The following is a 15,209-nucleotide window of genomic DNA, read 5'->3' as shown; positions in this document are numbered from 1 at the left end:
TGTTTTTTCAAAGCAGAAGCCGGCAGAGGGGATGGCGTGGCGTCTGGGGGGCTGGGAGAGGTGTAGAAGAGACGGGTCGTGGGGATCGCGGCGTCGTGGCTGATCTTCGACGAGCGCCCAGCACCAGCTCCCCGGTCGCCGGGCGCTCGTCGAAGATCAGCCACGACGCCGCGATCCCCACGACGGGCACCAGCATCGAGAACGGCGCCACCACCCCCGACGGGTGCCGCGCGAGCAGCGCGGTCCAGATGCCCGACCCGACGACGGTCGCCACCAGGACCGTGAACGCCAGCCCGGCGAGCGCCCACGCGGCGGTGGGCGTGCCGAGCGTCGTCAGCGACCGCCCGATGGCCGCCGGCCCGTCGACCGCCAGCGACAGCGCGAGCATCGGCAGCGGCGGCACGACGGACATCCACAGCATGAACCGGAACGGGCTGTCCGGGTGCGCCTGCCGGCTCGACACGTTGCCGAACGCCCACCCCAGCCCGCCGCACAGCGTCAGCACCACGGGCAGCAGCCCCGCGGACGCCCCGGCGCCGGCGCGCAGGGCCGCGATGCCACCGAGCCCGCAGAGCGCCAGGCCGACGCCGACGGCCTGCCGCGCGCTGATCCGCTCCCGCAGCCACGCCGCGCCCAGCAGCACGGTGAACGGCGCAGACGCCTGCAGGACCAGGGACGCGAGCCCGGTCGGCATGCCGGTGTCCATCGCGAGGTAGAGGAACGCGAACTGGAGGACCCCGAACCCGATGCCGTACCCGAGCAGCCAGCGCACGGGCACGCGTGGGCGGGGCACCAGCAGCAGGGTCGGCACGGCCAGCACGGCGAACCGCAGCGCGACCAGGAAGAACGGCGGGAACTGCTCGAGGGACAGGTGGATGGCCGGGAAGTTCAGTCCCCACACCAGGGCCACCGTGAGGGCGAGGAGGCGGTCGCGCAGCGGCATGGGTCGATGATGCGCGGGCGCCACCGTCCAGCACCATCGAAAGATCCGTGACCGACCATGTAGCGTCGCTGCATGGACACGCGGCACCTGGCGACGCTCCGGGCGGTCCGGGACCACGGCGGGGTCACCGCGGCGGCCGCCGTCCTGCACCTCACCCCGTCGGCGGTCTCGCAGCAGCTGCGCGCGCTGGCCCGCGACGCGGGGGTCGACGTGGTCGAGCGGGTCGGCCGGGGGATCCGGCTGACGGGGCCGGGCCGGGCGCTCGCCGACGCGGCCCTGGACGTCGCGGTCGCCCTGGAGCGGGCGGAGGCGGCGGTGGACGCGTTCCGCTCGGCCCCGCAGGGCACGGTCCGGGTGGCGGCGTTCCAGTCGGGAGCGGAGCTGCTGCTGCCGGGGCTGCTGACGCGGGTGCAGGCGATGGCCGGCGTGCGGGTGGAGCTCGGCGACGAGGACGTCGCCCAGGAGGACTTCCCCGCGCTGACCACCGAGTTCGACGTCGTGGTGGCCCACCGGCCGGACTCCGCGTACGAGTGGCCGGCGGGGCTGGAGGTCGTCCCGCTGCTGCGCGAGCCGCTCGACGTGGCGCTCCCGCCCGGGCACCCGCTCGCCGCCCGCGACGTGCTGACGCCGCACGACCTGGCCGACCAGCCGTGGATCGCCGTGCGGGAGGGGTTCCCGGTCGCGGGGGTGCTCGACGCGGTGACCGCCGCCGTGGGGGCACCGCTGCGGATCGTGCAGCGGTTCAACGACTTCGGGGTCGTCGAGGCCCTGGTCGCGGCGGGCCACGGCATCAGCCTGCTGCCCCGGCACACCGCGGGGCTGCGGGGGGTGCGGCTCGTGCCGCTGGCGGGCGTGCGCGCGGGCCGGCGGATCGACGCGCTGGTGCGCCCCGACCGCGCCGAGCGCCGGGTCGTGGGCCGTGTGCTGGAGGCCCTGCGCACCGAGGCGGCCCGTTTCGACGGTCCGGCGCACCGGCCCCGGTAGCCTTGACCCTTGTGAGCCTGCGCCTGTTCGACACCGCCACCCGCGAGGTGCGCGACTTCGTCCCCGTGGTCCCGGGCCGGGTCGGCATCTACCTGTGCGGCGCGACCGTGCAGGCGCCCCCGCACATCGGCCACGTGCGGTCGGTCGTCGCCTTCGACGTGCTGGTCCGCTGGCTGCGCCGGACGGGGCACGACGTGACGATGGTCCGGAACGTCACCGACATCGACGACAAGATCCTGGCCCGCTCCGCGGAGGCCGGCGTCGAGTGGTGGGCGTGGGCGATGCAGAACGAGCGCGCGTTCACCAGCGCGTACGACGCCCTCGGCGTGCTGCCCCCGACGTACGAGCCGCGCGCCACCGGGCACGTGCCCGCGATGGTCGCCCTCATGCAGCGGCTGGTCGACACCGGGCACGCCTACGTCGCGGGGGAGGGGGACGTGTACTTCGACGTCCGCTCCTACGCGGACTACGGCTCCCTGACCAGCCAGCGCCTGGACGACATGGCTCCCGCCCCGGACGGCGCGGGGGGCGACAAGCGCGACCCGCACGACTTCGCGCTGTGGAAGGCCGCCAAGCCGGGCGAGCCCGGGACCGCCGCGTGGGACACCCCGTTCGGCCGCGGCCGCCCCGGCTGGCACCTCGAGTGCTCCGCCATGGCGCAGCGCTACCTGGGCGACACGTTCGACATCCACGGCGGCGGGCTCGACCTGCGGTTCCCGCACCACGAGAACGAGCAGGCGCAGTCCCGCGCCGCCGGGTACGGGTTCGCCCGCTACTGGCTGCACAACGGCTGGGTGACGCAGTCGGGCGCCAAGATGAGCAAGTCGCTCGGCAACGGCCTGCTGGTCAGCGCCCTGCTGGAGACGGTGCGGCCCGCCGTGCTGCGGTACGCCCTGACGGCCGTGCAGTACCGGTCGATGCTCGAGTGGACCCCGGACACGCTCGCCGAGTCCGAGGCCACCTGGGACCGGCTCGCCGGGTTCGTCGACCGCGCCACCGAGCGCGTGGGCGCCGTGCCCGCCGCGGAGCTCGCGACGACCGACCTGCCCGAGGCGTTCGGCGCGGCGCTGGACGACGACCTCAACGTGCCCGCCGCGCTCGCGGTCGTGCACGAGCACCTGCGCGCCGGGAACTCCGCCCTCGCGGCGGGCGACGACGCGGCCGTGCGCGCCGGGCTGGTCGCCGTGCGCGCGATGCTCGACGTGCTCGGGCTCGACCCGGCCGGCGAGCAGTGGGGTGCCGGCCGCACCGACGACCGGCACGCGGAGGCGCTGGACGCCCTCGTGCGTGCCGAGCTCGACGCGCGGGCCGCGGCCCGCACCGCCCGGGACTGGGCCACCGCGGACGCGATCCGTGACCGACTGGCGGCCGCAGGCGTGGCCGTCGAGGACAACGCCACCGGCGCGCGCTGGTCACTCGCCGCGCGCCCGACACCTGAGGACGAGAACTGATGGCCGGGAACTCCCAGCGCCGGGGCGCGACGCGCAAGCCGGGCAGCAAGAAGGGCATGAGCGTCGGGTCCGGCGGTCAGCGCCGCCGCGGGCTCGAGGGCAAGGGCCCCACCCCCAAGGCCGAGGACCGCACGTACCACCCGGCCGGCAAGAAGAAGGCTGCGGCCGAGCGCCGGCAGAACGTCGCGGGCGGCCGCCCCTCGGGCAACCGCCCGGCCGGACGCGGCGGTGCGGCGGCCGGCCGGAAGCGCGGCGCGGGCGTCACCGAGGTGGTCGCCGGTCGTAACTCGGTGGTCGAGGCGCTGCGCGCAGGCATCCCGGTGTCGGCGGTGTACATCGCCAGCCGCCTGGAGTCCGACGACCGCACGCGAGAGATCCTGCGCACGGCCGCCGACGAGGGCTACCCCCTGCTCGAGGTCACCAAGCCGGAGCTCGACCGGATGACCGACGGCTCGGTGCACCAGGGCGTCGCGATCCAGGTGCCGCCGTACGAGTACCGGGACGTCGAGGACCTGCTGGACGTGGCCACCGCGAGCGACCGCGCGCCGCTGATCGTCGCGCTCGACGGCGTGACCGACCCCCGCAACCTCGGTGCCGTGCTGCGGTCCGCCGGGGCGTTCGGCGCGCACGGCGTGCTCGTCCCCGAGCGCCGCGCCGCGGGCGTGACGGCGTCGGCCTGGAAGGTGTCGGCGGGTGCCGCCGCCCGCGTGCCGGTGGCCCGTGCGACGAACCTGGTCCGGGCGCTGGAGCGCCTGCACGAGGCCGGGTGCTTCATCGTCGGGCTGGACGGCGGCGGGGACGTCTCCGTGCAGGACCTGCCGTACTCGACGGACCCGCTGGTGCTGGTCGTCGGCTCCGAGGGCAAGGGCCTGTCGCGCCTGGTGCGGGAGCACTGCGACGCCATCGCCTCGATCCCGATCACGTCGGAGGTCGAGAGCCTGAACGCCGGCGTGGCCGCGGGCATCGCCCTGTACGAGGTCGCCCGCCAGCGCACCAGCTGACGCGCCCGTCCGGCGGCCCGGGTGCGGGACACCGCACCCGGCCGCACGATGGACGCATGCCCACCGACACGAACGACGCCGTCGCGACCGTCGCCCGGCTGCTGCGCGACCAGCGGCTCGGCGTGCTGACCACCGTGGCCCCCGACGGCACCCTCGTGGCGCGCCCCATGGCGCTGCAGGAGGTGGAGTTCGACGGCGACCTCTGGTTCTTCGCCGAGCGCACCTCCCGCAAGCTCGACCACGTCGCCGCGCACCCGGGCGTGAACGTCGCCGTCGGCTCCGGCGCCACGTGGGTGTCGGTCGCCGGCACCGCGCAGGTCGTCGACGACGCCGAGAAGAAGCGTGAGCTGTGGAGCGCCGGCGTCGAGGCGTGGCTGCCGGACGGCCCGGACTCCCCGCAGGCGGTGCTGCTGCGCGTGCGCGCGGAGTCCGCCGAGTACTGGGACGCCCCCGGGGGTCGCGTCGCGACGCTGCTGAGCTTCGTGAAGGCGAAGGTCAGCGGCGAGCGGCTCGAGGCGCCGAACGAGCGCGTCGAGCTCTAGGCCGGGCCGCGCGCGGCCGCGGGGTCAGTCCGTCGCGGCGGGCAGGGCGTCCGCGTCCTCGCGCAGGTCCGCGGCGGAGACGCCGAGCACCGACTCCTCGTCCGGGCGGTTCGGCAGGATGTCCTGGACGTAGGACTGCACGGCCTCGCGCATCGGCACGTCGCGCCCCCGGCCCTCGGACAGGAACCAGCGGTGGTCGAGCAGCTCGTGGTAGAGCTGCGCGGGCTCCAGCTTGGGCCGCAGCGCGCGGGGGACGGCGCGGACGGCGGGCTCGAACACCTCGGTGAGCCAGTCGTGTGCCACGAACGTCTCGTCGTCGTTCTGGCGGTCCGTGGCCGCGCGGAACTGGTCGAGGTCGTTGAGCAGGCGGCGGGCCTGGTTCTCCTGCACGTCCAGCCCGGTGAGCCGCATGAGCCGCCGGGAGTGGTGCCCGGCGTCCACGACCTTGGGCTGGATGCGGACGCTGGTGCCGTCGACGTCGGTGGTGATGTCCAGCTCGCCGACGTCGAAGCCCAGGTCGTTCAGCCGCTCGATGCGCGCCTGCACCCGCCACCGCTCGTCCAGGCCGAACGACTCGGCGGTGGTCAGCGCCACCCACAGCTCCTCGTACCGCTCGACCAGCATCGCGCCGATCGCGACGGCGTCGACGTCCTCCTCGAGGAACTCGCCGGCCTGCAGGTCCATCAGCTCGCCGATGATGTTCACGCGGGCGACCTCGAGGTCGTACCCGCGCTGCCCGTCGGTCAGGGTGTCGTGCAGGTCCCCGGTCTCCGCGTCCACCAGGTACGCGGCGAACGTCTCGGCGTCGCGGCGGAACAGGGTGTTCGACAGCGACACGTCGCCCCAGTAGAAGCCCGCGAGGTGCAGCCGGACCATGAGCACCGCGAGGGCGTCGATCAGGCGGGTGGCGGTGTCCGGCCGCAGGGACTGGCTGAACAGCGCGCGGTACGGCAGCGAGAAGCGCAGGTGCTGCGTGATGAGCACGGCCTCCAGCGGCTCGCCGTCCGGGGCGGTGCGGCCCGTGATGACCCCGACGGGCTCGACGCTCGGCACGTCCAGGCGGCCCAGCTGGCGCAGCAGCTCGTACTCGCGGTAGGCGACGCTCTCGCCGATCTCCTTGATCGCGATCACCCGGCCGGACAGCCGCGCGAACCGCACGGTGTGCCGGGAGATGCCGCGGGGGAGGGCGGCGAGCTGGTCCGCGGGCCAGTCGGCGAGCGGCACGTCCCACGGGAGGTCCAGGAGCGCCGGGTCGGGCGCGGCCGCGGTGATCTGCAGGCGCGTGCGAGGGGTCATGGGGTCGATTCTCCCATCGGACGTCGAAGGGGCGGGACCGGTGGTGTGCCGGACCCGCCCCTTCGACGTGGAGGTGCTGTGCTCAGACCGCGATGCGCTCGCCCGAGCCGGCGTGGAACAGGTGCTGCTCGCCGGTGCGGATGCGGACCCAGATCTTCTCGCCCTTGGCGGGGACCTGGCGCGGGTCGACGCGGACGATGACCTGCGAGTCGCCGGCGCCGGACGTGACCTGCGCGGCGCCGACCTCGGCCGCCAGCGAGCCGTAGACGAACGCGTCGGAGCCGAGCTCCTCGACGATGTTCACGACCACCGGGATGGCGTCCGGGGTGCCCTCGGGGACGACGTCCAGCGACTCCGGGCGGAAGCCGATGGTGATGGTGTTGTTGTCGTCCGCCTTGAGGACGCCGAGGGCGTCGCGCGGGACGGCGATGCCGGCGGTGCCGACCTTCGCCACGCCGTCGGTCAGCGGGAACGTGCCGATGTTCATGGCCGGGGAGCCGATGAAGCCGGCGACGAACACGTTGGCCGGGGTGTCGTACATGTCGCGCGGCGTGCCGACCTGCTGGAGCAGACCGTCCTTGAGGACCGCGATGCGGTCGCCCATGGTGAGGGCCTCGGTCTGGTCGTGCGTGACGTAGACCGTGGTGACGCCCAGGCGGCGCTGGAGCGACGCGATCTGCGTGCGGGTCTGCACGCGGAGCTTGGCGTCCAGGTTCGACAGCGGCTCGTCCATGAGGAAGACGCGCGGCTGGCGGACGATGGCGCGACCCATCGCGACACGCTGACGCTGACCACCGGAGAGCGCCTTCGGCTTGCGGTCGAGGTACTGGGTGAGGTCGAGGATCTTGGCGGCCTCCTCGACGCGGGTGCGGATGTCGGCCTTCGGGGTGCCGGCGATCTTGAGCGCGAAGCCCATGTTGTCGGCGACCGTCATGTGCGGGTACAGCGCGTAGTTCTGGAACACCATCGCGATGTCCCGGTCCTTCGGCTGGACGTCGGTGACGTCGCGGTCGCCGATGAGGATGCGACCGGCGTTGACGTCCTCGAGGCCCGCGAGCATGCGGAGCGAGGTCGACTTGCCGCAGCCCGAGGGGCCGACGAGGACGAGGAACTCGCCGTCCTCGATGTGGAGGTCGAGAGCGTCCACCGCGGGGCGCTCCGTGCCCGGGTACACCCGGGTGGCCTTGTCGAACGTGACCGTAGCCATCAGTGATCAGTCCCTTCACCGGCAGGTACGTGCCGGACGATCCGTCGTGAAGAGTGTCAGTGTGTCTTCGCTGACACGGGTCGAGGGAGGTCGGGTGACCCCCCTCGGTCCAGTGGTCATCCTGCCACACCCGGGCCCCGGCGCGCCGACCTGCGCAGACACCCGTCCGGGGGACCGCTCGGCTCAGTTGAGGACCAGCACGTCGCCGGCCCCGAACGCCAGCAGGTCGCCCTGCCACGCCCACACGCCCTGCACGTCGTCGGGGAGCCGGGTGGCCCACGCGAGCTGCCCGTCGCCCAGCGAGTAGGCCAGGACCGTGCGGGAGCTCGCCGGGGTCTCGGAGGTGACCGCGCCGGTGGCCGGGTCGATGCTCACGCCCGCGTCCGCCGCCGCCCGGGTGGCCGCGAGGACCAGCAGGTGCCGGCCGTCGGTGAGCACGCCGCCCGTGTCGTTCGCGACCGGGGACGGCGTCCGCCACGTCTCGCGGCCGGTCGCGACGTCGACGGCCCACACCGCCTCCCGGTCGCCGCCGTACAGCACGCCGTCCAGCAGCACGAAGCCGGAGTCCACCCACGCGGAGCGAGGCAGCGTCCACAGCGTCTCGTCGGCGGTGACGTCGTAGCCGACCAGCTCCCGCCGGCCGCCGTCCTGCACGACCAGCAGCTCGACGTCCGGGACCGAGCCGTCGTCGACGGTCAGCGCCAGGGGCGAGCCCGGCAGCGTCGCCAGCGTCCGGCCGTCGGGGCCCAGCACCTCGGCCGGCGTCCCGGGCGACGTGAGGTGCCCCCCGCGGGTGAGCGTGAGGTAGTCGACGCCCTCGCGCTCGAGCGCCCCGTCGGCGGCGGCCAGGGCCCACGACCCGAGGTCGCCCTGGACCAGCACGTGCCCGCGCACCACCGTGACGCCCGGCGGGTAGGTCAGGGACTGGGGCGTGGCCGCGTCGGTGCCCAGCGGGAGCTCGGTGCGCCAGCGCGGCTCCCCGTCCGGCGCCCCGCCCTCGGGCCACGCGGTGACCACCAGCGCGCCGTCCGTGACCGACGCGAGGACCTGCAGGCCGTCGCCGGCGTCCCAGCCGGACACCGGCGGGACGTCCTGCTCGTCGCGCGCCCGGCCGGTCGCCGGGTCGAACGACATCAGGCGGCCGGCGGTCGGCGGGCCGGGGATCCAGGCGCCGTCCTCGACCTCGGTGGCGGTGTCCATGGTCCGGTCGAGCACCAGGCAGCGCACCGACGTGACCGGGTCGCCCTCCGGCAGGCACAACGGGTACTCGGCCCCGAGCCCCGGCTCGCCGGGCTCCCAGGAGCCGCCCCGCTCGAGGGACGCGCGCCAGACCGTGTCCCCGGCGGCGTCGACGGCGACCAGCTCCCGGGGGCCCTCCCAGGGGTCGTTCCCGGGACCGATCCGCAGGTCGCCCGCCACGACGCCGCTCAGCACCACCGCGGCGACGTCCTCCGGCACGCGGCGGGTGGGCTCGAGCGCGGGGTCGACCGTGCGGAGCACGCCCTCGACCTCCTGCCGCGCGGCGACCCGCTCGCGCTCGCGAGCGTCCAGCACGGTCTGCGTGCCCACCGCGAGGACGACCGCCACGACGGGGACGGGCCACCAGCGCCGCAGCAGCCGCCGGCGGCCGGCCCGCCGCCGGGCGCGCTCCGCCTCGGCCGCCGGGTCGTCCTCGGCCGCGACCGGGTCGAAGGCGGGCGCACCGGTGTCGACGTCGACCATCTCGACGTCCTGCATCGCCACGCGGCGCGCCCTCACCGGCGCTGCCCCCTCATGGGGCGCTGCCCGTCATGCGGGCAACCTACGCCCGGCCGGCGGGACCTGCCTCCGCGTCCGCGGACCCGTCGGCGACGCCGTGCGCGAGGTCCGCCAGCAGGCCGGCGAGGGCCTCCGGGTCGGCGACGCGGTACCGGGCCACGGTCGCCCCGTCGCCCACCTTGACCGTCACGTCGTCCGGGCCCAGCGCACGGAACGCGTTCTCGTCGGTGACGTCGTCACCGGCGCAGACGACCACGCCCGCCCCGAGCTCGTCCCGCAGCGCGACCAGGGCCGCCCCCTTGTCGGCGTCCAGCACCGACACCTCGACGACCTTCTTGCCGTGCAGGACCTTGGAGCCCAGGCGCTCCCCGACGGCCAGGGCCTCGCGCTCCGCCTCGTCGCCCGTCGCGGGGTCGGCCATCCGGGTGTGCACCGCCACCGCTGCGGGCTTGGTCTCGACCCAGACGCCGTCCCGGCCCCGGGCCACGGACTGCAGCTCCCCGCCCAGCGCCGCGAGCCGGTCGGCCTGGTCGTCGGTCAGCCGGATCACGTCGCGGTCGAGGCCGTGCTCCGTGACGCGTGCCCGCTCGGCGCCGTGGCTGCCGATCAGCACCGTCCCCGGGGGGACCTCCGCGAGCCGGTGCAGGTCGCCGAGCGCCCGGCCGGACACCAGCGCCAGCCGGACCCGGTCGGGTCGCGCAGCCAGGTCGGCGAGGGCGGTCACGGCCTCGGGCAGGACGCGGGAGTCCTCCGGGTCGTCCTGGAGTGGGGCGAGGGTCCCGTCGAAGTCGAGCGCGAGCAGCAGCGGCCGGCGCGCGGGGTCGGCGACCAGCGCCCGCAGCGACCCGCGGAGCTCGTCCTCGTGGGTGGTGTCGTGCACGGCCGGGCCCCTCACACGTTCCGCTCGCGCACCGGCACGGCGCTCAGCACGGACAGGAACGACTCGGACCAGTGCGCCACGTCGTTCTCCAGCACGCGGCGGCGCAGACGGCGCATCCGCTTGCGGCCCTCGCGCGGGTCGATGAACGCGGCGTGCTGGATGGCGTTCTTCAAGCCCGCGATGTCGTGCGGGTTCACCAGGATCGCCGCCCCGCCGAGCTCGTCCGCCGCGCCGGTGAACTCGCTCAGCACCAGGGCGCCGCGGTCGTCCGAGCGCGCGGCGATGTACTCCTTGGCGACCAGGTTCATGCCGTCGCGCAGGGCGGTCACGAGCATGACGTCCGCAGCCAGGTACAGCGCCGCCATCTCCTCCATCGGGTAGGAGTGGTGCATGTAGTGGACCGCGGCGTGGCCGAGCTCGCCGTGCTCGCCGTTGATCCGCCCGACCAGCACCTCGACGTCGTCCCGCAGCTGCTGGTACGCGCCGACGTTCTCGCGGCTGGGGGAGGCGACCTGCACGAGCGTCGCGTCCGGCACCGTCAGGCGCCCGTCCTCGAGCAGCTCCCCGAACGCCTTGATGCGGTGCCGGATGCCCTTGGTGTAGTCCAGGCGGTCGACGCCGAGCAGCAGCACCTTCGGGTCGCCGAGCTCGTGGCGGATCTCCTTCGCGCGCTGCTGCACCTCGGGGGTGCGGGCCAGCCGGTCGAAGGCCTTGGAGTCGATCGAGATCGGGAACGCGGAGGCGCGCACGTGCCGCTCGGTCCGGCCGTCGGCGTCGGTGATCGAGATCATCTGCCCGCGCGTCGGCCGGTCCGTCAGGCGGCGCACCACCCGCACGAAGTTCGCCGCGTCGCCGCCGCGCTGGAACCCGATGAGGTCCGCGCCGAGCAGGCCCTCGACCACCTGCAGCCGCCACGGCAGCTGCGCGAAGATCTCCAGCGGGGGGAACGGGATGTGGTGGAAGTACCCGATGCGCACGTCGGGGCGCAGCTCGCGCAGGTACTTTGGGACCAGCTGCAGCTGGTAGTCGTGCACCCACACGGTCGCGCCGGGGGCCGCCTGGGCCGCCGCGGCGTTCGCGAACCGCCGGTTCACCTTCTGGTACGCGTCCCACCAGAGCCGGTGGAACGTCGGGGGCTGGATCACGTCGTGGTAGAGCGGCCACAGCGTGTCGTTCGAGAAGCCCTCGTAGTAGTACTGGAGGTCGTCCGCGGTGAGCTGCACCGGGACCAGGCGCATGCCGTCGGCGTCGAACGGCTCCAGCTCGAGGTCGGCGGAGCCTCCCCAGCCCACCCACGCGCCGTCCGAGTTCTGCACGACGGGCTCCAGGGCGGTCACGAGACCACCGGGCGACCGGTCCCAGCTCGGCTTGCCGTCGTCGTCCAGCGTCACGTCGACCGGCAGTCGGTTCGCGACGACGACCAGGTCATAACCAGCAGATGCCACTGATCCTCAGCTCCTTGGTGTCGTCCTGACCTTAACGTGACCCTCCGGACCCCGCCCGCGATACCGCGTGCCACCTGCGCCTCCGCGGCCCGCTCCGGGCCCGCCCGCGCGGCGACCCGCGGTGCGCGCGTGCGGCGGCTACCGTGCCGTGGGTGGAGCGCATCGGGCTGTCGCCGGGCGCCGAGATCGGCGGGTACACCATCCTCGCGCCGCTCGGCTCCGGAGGCATGGGCACGGTGTACCGGGCCGTCGACGGCGGGGGCACGGCGGTCGCGCTCAAGCTGCTGCACCCGCACATCGGGGCCGACCCGTCCTCCCGGGAGCGGCTGCGCCGCGAGGTGCTGGCCCTGCAGCGGCTGCGGCACCCCGGGGTCGCCGCGGTGCTGGACGCCGAGGCCGACTCCACCGAGGCGTTCCTCGTCACCGAGCTCGTCCCCGGGCAGGACCTCGCCGAGCACGTCCGGCTGCGCGGACCCCTCGACGCCGCCGCCCTGCACCGGCTGGCGGCCGGGCTCCGCGACGCCCTCGAGGCCGTGCACGCCGCCGGGGTGGTGCACCGCGACCTCAAGCCGAGCAACGTCCTGGTCACCCCGGACGGGCCCGTGCTCATCGACTTCGGCATCGCGCAGTCCGTCGACGAGACCCGCGTGACGTCCGCCGGCTTCGTCGTCGGCACCCCCGGTTACCTCGCGCCCGAGCTGATCGACGGCGCCGAGCCGACCCCCGCGACCGACTGGTGGGGGTGGGCCGCGCTGCTCGCGTACGCCTCCACCGGGCGCGCACCGTTCGGCACCCGCCCGCTGGAGGCCGTGTTGGTGCGCACCCGCAGCGGCGACGCGGACCTCGCGGGGCTGGGCCCGGTCACCGCCGGGGCCCTCTGGGACGCGCTCGCCGCCGACCCCGCGGACCGCGCCGAGCCCGACGAGGTGGTCGAGGCGCTCGCCGAGGCTGTGCGCCGCGGCGAGCGGTACTCGCCCGAGGCCGCGACCGTGGCCCTCACCGCGGGCGCGGCGCTCGCGGGGGGCGCCGCGGCCGCCACGCGGGCGGGCGGGACCGTCGCGTTCGGCGCGGGGGACGCCGCGCCGACCCTCGCGCACCCCGCCGCCACGGGACCGGTGCCGCCCGGGGCGCTCGCGGTGGCCGGCAGCGGCGCGACCGAGGTGATCGGTGCCGGTGGCTGGGCCGACGCGACCGGCGCGCCCGGCAGCGACGGCACCGCGGTGCTCGCGCCCGCGCCGACCGGCGCGCAGGACGGCACCACGCGGGCGTTCCTGCCGCCGTCGGTCGCGCCGGGCGGCGACCGGTCCGTCGGCGACCGGTCCGCCGGCGACCGGTCCAGCGGGTACGGGGACGCGCCGACGCAGGTCTGGGCGGCGGACGGCGCAGGCGACGCCGCGCACCCGTACGACGCCCCGTGGGGCTCCGGGGAGCCGGACGAGGGCGACCTCGGACCCGGTGTGCCGGCCGCCGAGCCACCCCGCCGCACGGGGACGGTGCTCGCGCTGGCGCTGCTGGTCGTCGCGGCGGCCGCGCTCTACCCCGGCGTCGTGCTCATCGCGCTCGTCCCGCTCGTGCTGCTGGCCCGGACGGTCGGCTCCGTCTCCGAGGCCCTGGCCCGGCGTCGCGAGCGGGTCGGCGCCCGCCGCAGCGACGGGCTGCGCGCCGTCGCGTCGAGCCCCTGGCACCTGGTCCGCGCGCTCGTCACCCTGGTGCCGTCGCTGCTGGTCGCGGCGAGCCTCGTCGTCATCACGCTCGGCGTGGGCTGGTGGCTGGTCGGGTCCGGCACGCTCGACGCGGGGCCGCTGCGCGCCGACGCGGACGGCCCGACGGGGACGGCGGCCGCAGTGCTGCTGGCCGTCGCGACGGCCGCCGGCCTGGCGGCGCTCTGGTGGGGTCCGCTCGCGCGCACCACCCGCACCGGCGCCCGCCGGGTCCTCGGCGCCGTCGCACCCGGACGGGGCGGGGCGACCGCGGCGGTGCTGCTCGCGCTCGCCGCCGCCGCCGTGCTCGTCGCGTTCGCGGCCACCGGGTCCGGCGTCGACTGGGCGCCGTTCGCCGAGCCGTCGCTGCCGACCGGGGGCTGACCGGGCGACTCGGCGACGCACGCCGGGCCCCGAGGACCCAGGTCCGGTCCAGGCGGAGCCCGTACGCTGGGCCGCATGACCGGGACGGCCGACGCGCGGGTGCCGCACGCCCCCGTGCCCGGCAGCGCGCCGGGCCGCGTGCCCGACCGCGCCGGCCGGCTGCTCGCGACCCCGCTCCTCACGGCCCTGGCGTCCCTGCTGGCGCTCGGCGGGGCGGTCTGGCTGGCCGGGGTCCGCACGCTCGTGCACCAGTGCGTGCACGTCGACGGCCCGCTCGCGGTGCTCGGCGTGCGGCTCACCCTGCTCCAGGACGCCGCCGACTGCCCGACCGGCACGCTCGCCGTCGCACCCGCGGCGTCGCACGGCGCGGTGCTCGCGCTCGGCCTCGTGCTGCCGGTCGTCGCCGCGCACGCCGCGCTGGGCGCCCTCGGCCTCGGCCTGACCGCGCTCCTGCTGCGGGCGGCCGGCACGGCCCGGCGCGTCCTCGGCGCCGTCGTGCGCGTCGTGCCCCGGCCCGCCGGGCCCCAGCCGGCGGGCTCCCGGCGCGGCCTCCCCGTCGCCGGGGTGGTGCGCCTGCCCGCCGCCGTCCTCGCCCGGGCGCGGCACCCGCACCGTGGCCCGCCCCCGCCGGCGTTCGCCTGAGCCCACCGCCCGGACGTCCGAAGGAAGCAGGACCCCCATGACCAGCAGCACCCCGCGCCCCGGCGACTCGCCGCGGCCCACCAAGGCCGAGCGTCGCGACTCCGCCCGCGAGCAGGCCCGCGCCATGCGCGAGCAGCAGGCGAAGCGCGACCGCCGCAACAAGATCGTGGCGATCGGCGGCCTGTCCGCCGCGGTCGTCGCCCTCGTCGCGGTCGTCGCGGTGATCGTCGTGCAGGCGAACCAGCCCGGCATCGCGTACTCCGCGGACGACGTCGACTCGATCACGCTCGAGGACGTGGCGGCGCCGTCGACCGCGGAGCCCTCCGGCGCGATCCCCGTCGGCGCCGACGGTGCCGCGGGCGAGCCCGCCGCCGAGGACGACGTCGTCGTGTCCGTGTACTTCGACTACATGTGCCCCTACTGCGGCATGTTCGAGGACGCGAACGACGCCGAGCTCGAGACCCTCCGCGAGGAGGGCGGCGTGACCGTCGAGTACCACCCGCTCGCCTTCCTCGACAACCAGTCGCAGGGCGCCGAGTACTCCACCCGCGCCGGCAACGCGGCGGCTGTCGTCGCCGACCAGGCGCCCGAGCAGTTCTCCGCGTTCCACTCGGCGCTGTTCGAGAACCAGCCGGAGGAGGGCACCAAGGGCCTGTCCGACGACGAGATCGCGAACCTCGCGGAGGAGGCCGGCGTCCCGCAGGACGTCATCGACGAGTTCACGGCCACCGCCCCGGACGCCGACTGGCGGACGTTCGCGCCGTGGCTCGCGGCGAACAACAACCAGATGAAGTCCGACCTCGGCAAGCTCGGCACCCCCACCGTGCTGATCGACGGCGAGGAGTTCAGCGGCGACCTGTACACGACGGGGCCGCTGACCGAGGCGATCGAGGCCGCGAAGGGCTGACCCGCCCCGCCCGTCGGTGGAGGGCCGCGCCGGTGACCGGCGCGGCCCTTCGCTGCATCGTGCACGTAG

The 15,209-nt window shown here is 75.6% G+C and carries 13 protein-coding genes; 7 read left to right on the top strand and 6 right to left on the bottom strand.

Going from position 1 to position 15,209, the window contains the following annotated elements; genetic code table 11:
- Positions 1 to 7 precede the first annotated feature (7 nt).
- Positions 8 to 943 (bottom strand): EamA family transporter, encoded by a 936-nt coding sequence (locus tag KJP73_RS14405; protein ID WP_213283562.1) that lies wholly within the window; start codon positions 941 to 943, stop codon positions 8 to 10.
- A 72-nt stretch (positions 944 to 1,015) separates the two neighbouring features.
- On the opposite strand from KJP73_RS14405, the gene KJP73_RS14400 reads away from it, so the two are divergent.
- The 4 genes from KJP73_RS14400 to KJP73_RS14385 are packed head-to-tail and all read left to right on the top strand — an operon-like array spanning position 1,016 to position 4,921.
- A complete protein-coding gene (locus KJP73_RS14400) occupies positions 1,016 to 1,927 on the top strand; it encodes a LysR family transcriptional regulator (protein ID WP_213283561.1) in 912 nt (303 codons plus the stop codon).
- 11 nt (positions 1,928 to 1,938) lie between these two features.
- Positions 1,939 to 3,378, top strand: a complete 1,440-nt coding sequence (cysS, locus tag KJP73_RS14395) for a cysteine--tRNA ligase (RefSeq protein ID WP_213283560.1) — start codon at positions 1,939 to 1,941, stop codon at positions 3,376 to 3,378.
- On the top strand, positions 3,378 to 4,379 hold the full coding sequence (gene rlmB, locus KJP73_RS14390; RefSeq protein ID WP_213283559.1) for a 23S rRNA (guanosine(2251)-2'-O)-methyltransferase RlmB: 1,002 nt from the start codon (positions 3,378 to 3,380) through the stop codon (positions 4,377 to 4,379). Before cysS ends, rlmB begins: the two co-directional genes overlap by 1 nt.
- 56 nt (positions 4,380 to 4,435) lie before the next feature.
- Positions 4,436 to 4,921 (top strand): pyridoxamine 5'-phosphate oxidase family protein, encoded by a 486-nt coding sequence (locus KJP73_RS14385; RefSeq protein WP_213283558.1) that lies wholly within the window; start codon positions 4,436 to 4,438, stop codon positions 4,919 to 4,921.
- A 24-nt stretch (positions 4,922 to 4,945) separates the two neighbouring features.
- On the opposite strand, the gene KJP73_RS14380 is transcribed toward KJP73_RS14385, so the two are convergent.
- The 5 genes from KJP73_RS14380 to KJP73_RS14360 all read right to left on the bottom strand — a co-directional run bounded on the left by KJP73_RS14380 (position 4,946) and on the right by KJP73_RS14360 (position 11,507).
- Positions 4,946 to 6,217 (bottom strand): DUF4032 domain-containing protein, encoded by a 1,272-nt coding sequence (locus KJP73_RS14380; RefSeq protein WP_213283557.1) that lies wholly within the window; start codon positions 6,215 to 6,217, stop codon positions 4,946 to 4,948.
- Positions 6,218 to 6,299: 82 nt separating this feature from the next.
- Positions 6,300 to 7,424, bottom strand: a complete 1,125-nt coding sequence (locus tag KJP73_RS14375) for an ABC transporter ATP-binding protein (protein ID WP_213283556.1) — start codon at positions 7,422 to 7,424, stop codon at positions 6,300 to 6,302.
- 183 nt (positions 7,425 to 7,607) lie between these two features.
- Positions 7,608 to 9,182: a hypothetical protein gene (locus KJP73_RS14370; RefSeq protein WP_213283555.1), complete on the bottom strand. Its 1,575-nt coding sequence runs from the start codon at positions 9,180 to 9,182 to the stop codon at positions 7,608 to 7,610.
- 43 nt (positions 9,183 to 9,225) lie between these two features.
- Positions 9,226 to 10,062, bottom strand: a complete 837-nt coding sequence (otsB, locus tag KJP73_RS14365; RefSeq protein ID WP_213283554.1) for a trehalose-phosphatase — start codon at positions 10,060 to 10,062, stop codon at positions 9,226 to 9,228.
- 11 nt (positions 10,063 to 10,073) lie between these two features.
- A complete protein-coding gene (locus KJP73_RS14360; protein WP_213283553.1) occupies positions 10,074 to 11,507 on the bottom strand; it encodes an alpha,alpha-trehalose-phosphate synthase (UDP-forming) in 1,434 nt (477 codons plus the stop codon).
- Positions 11,508 to 11,659: 152 nt separating this feature from the next.
- Between KJP73_RS14360 and KJP73_RS14355 the strand changes: the two genes are divergently transcribed.
- The 3 genes from KJP73_RS14355 to KJP73_RS14345 all read left to right on the top strand — a co-directional run bounded on the left by KJP73_RS14355 (position 11,660) and on the right by KJP73_RS14345 (position 15,140).
- On the top strand, positions 11,660 to 13,591 hold the full coding sequence (locus tag KJP73_RS14355; protein ID WP_213283552.1) for a serine/threonine-protein kinase: 1,932 nt from the start codon (positions 11,660 to 11,662) through the stop codon (positions 13,589 to 13,591).
- Positions 13,592 to 13,666: 75 nt separating this feature from the next.
- Entirely contained in the window at positions 13,667 to 14,233 is a 567-nt protein-coding gene (locus KJP73_RS14350; RefSeq protein WP_213283551.1) for a hypothetical protein, read from the top strand.
- Positions 14,234 to 14,270: 37 nt separating this feature from the next.
- Positions 14,271 to 15,140, top strand: coding sequence for a DsbA family protein (locus tag KJP73_RS14345; protein WP_213283550.1), 870 nt, complete (start codon positions 14,271 to 14,273; stop codon positions 15,138 to 15,140).
- The last annotated feature ends 69 nt before the right edge of the window (positions 15,141 to 15,209 follow it).

The sequence above is a fragment of the Cellulomonas hominis genome, from assembly GCF_901521055.1.
Taxonomy (GTDB): Bacteria; Actinomycetota; Actinomycetes; order Actinomycetales; family Cellulomonadaceae; genus Cellulomonas; species Cellulomonas endometrii.
The sequence above is the reverse complement of the archived record's forward strand: the minus strand, read 5'-3'. Positions and strand labels throughout refer to the sequence as shown.